The organism is Lacisediminihabitans sp., assembly GCF_043726815.1.
Taxonomy (GTDB): Bacteria; Actinomycetota; Actinomycetes; order Actinomycetales; family Microbacteriaceae; genus Lacisediminihabitans.
Window position 1 is genome coordinate 1 of record NZ_JAYSJZ010000005.1, and the last position, 1,568, is coordinate 1,568.

2 protein-coding genes are annotated in these 1,568 nt (G+C 67.5%); both read right to left on the reverse strand.

Annotation, left to right across the window (positions count from 1 at the left end):
* Positions 1-129 precede the first annotated feature (129 nt).
* A complete protein-coding gene (trmD, locus tag ACHZD8_RS00775) occupies positions 130-852 on the reverse strand; it encodes a tRNA (guanosine(37)-N1)-methyltransferase TrmD (protein ID WP_394768178.1) in 723 nt (240 codons plus the stop codon).
* Positions 853-862: 10 nt separating this feature from the next.
* Positions 863-1,516 (reverse strand): ribosome maturation factor RimM, encoded by a 654-nt coding sequence (rimM, locus tag ACHZD8_RS00780; protein ID WP_394768179.1) that lies wholly within the window; start codon positions 1,514-1,516, stop codon positions 863-865.
* Positions 1,517-1,568: the final 52 nt, after the last annotated feature.

The window sequence follows — 1,568 nt, forward strand, 5'->3', positions numbered from 1 at the left end:
TCGTGATCCAGCGTCCGACGGACTCCTGCTGACGGTACTTCCAGGTCGCCGGCCCGTCGGACTCGGTCGCCGGTCGGATCTCGAGCCGCTCCGTGCGCACCGGCCAGGCGACCCCATCGATGCCCTCGCTCACGGCCGAGCGGCCGCAGAATCCGGCGGAAGGAGGTCGGGGCGCACCGCTCGCGTTCGTTCGAGCTGCTGCTCGTGGCGCCACGTCGCGATCGCGCCGTGGTTGCCGCTCAGGAGCACGGGGGGAACTTCGAATCCCCGCCAGACGCCCGGCTTGGTGTAGCTCGGGTATTCGAGCAGGCCGTCGGAGTGGGACTCCTCGACAAGGCTCTCAGGGTTGCCGACGACCCCGGGGATGAGTCGCCCGATCGCCTCGATCATGGCCATCGTCGCGACCTCGCCGCCGTTGAGCACATAGTCGCCGAGGCTCACGAGACGCACCCGTGCGCGGGTCGCGGCGTAATCGACGACTCGCTGGTCGATGCCCTCGTAGCGCCCGCAGCCGAAGACGAGGCGGGGCTCGGTCGCTAGTTCGTGGGCAAGCTTCTGGGTGAAGAGCTCCCCGGCGGGTGAGGGGAAGATCACGACCGGCGCATCCGCCCCTTGGGCCTCACCGGCATAGAGGATGCTGTCGAGCGCCTCGCCCCAGGGCTCCGGCTTCATCACCATGCCGGCACCGCCGCCGTAGGGGGTGTCGTCGACGGTGCGATGCCGGTCGAAGGTGAAGTCCCGCAGGTCATGCACGCCGAGGTCGATGAGCCCGGTCTGGCGCGCCTTGCCGAGCAGGGAGACGTCGAGCACGGAGAAGAACTCCGGGAAGATCGTGACGATGTCGATGCGCATCGCGAGGCTCCTAGTCGGTAGACGCGGGGCCGGGCTCGACTTCGGGCTCGACGTCGACGACATCCGGCGCCGACTCTGCGTCGTCCTCCGGAAGCTCTTCGAAGAGTCCATCCGGGGGCGTGACGATGAGGGTGCCTGCGGCGATGTCGACAGTCGGCACGATGGCCTTCACGAACGGCACGAGCACTTCGCCGGCGTCGGTGGCCACGTGGATGAGGTCCTGCGAGGGCAGATGGTCCACCTGGCTGACGGTGCCGACGCGGATGCCGTCGCGCATGACCGCGAGACCGACGAGCTGGTGGTCGTACCAGGCGTCCTCCTCGTCCGACGCGGCGGCGAGGTCATGGTCGATCCAGAGGATCGCCTTGATCAGGCCCTCGGCGGCCGACCGGTCGGAGACGTTCTTGAAGAATGCCACCGGCTGCAGGTTGTACCACTTGAGCTCGATGAGCTCGAGGGTTTTTCCGTGCCAGGGAGACGAGGTCGGCACCTGGAGGGTGAACACGGCGCCCGGAACGAAACGTCGTTCCGGGGCATCCGTGTAGAGCTCGACCTTGATCGCTCCCTTGAGGCCGTGGGCCTTAGTGAGACGACCGACCCGCAACTGGTCGGATCCGTGAGGGACCGGTGCGGACTGTGTGCTGGGTTCCGAGTTGTTAGAAATCGGTGTCCACCACGTCGACGCGCACCTTACGACCGTCGGCGATGGCCGAAAC

Bases quoted from the DNA above. Each gene is read 5' to 3' on its own strand.
- trmD (WP_394768178.1), bottom strand. From the start codon at position 852: ATGCGCATCGACATCGTCACGATCTTCCCGGAGTTCTTCTCCGTGCTC.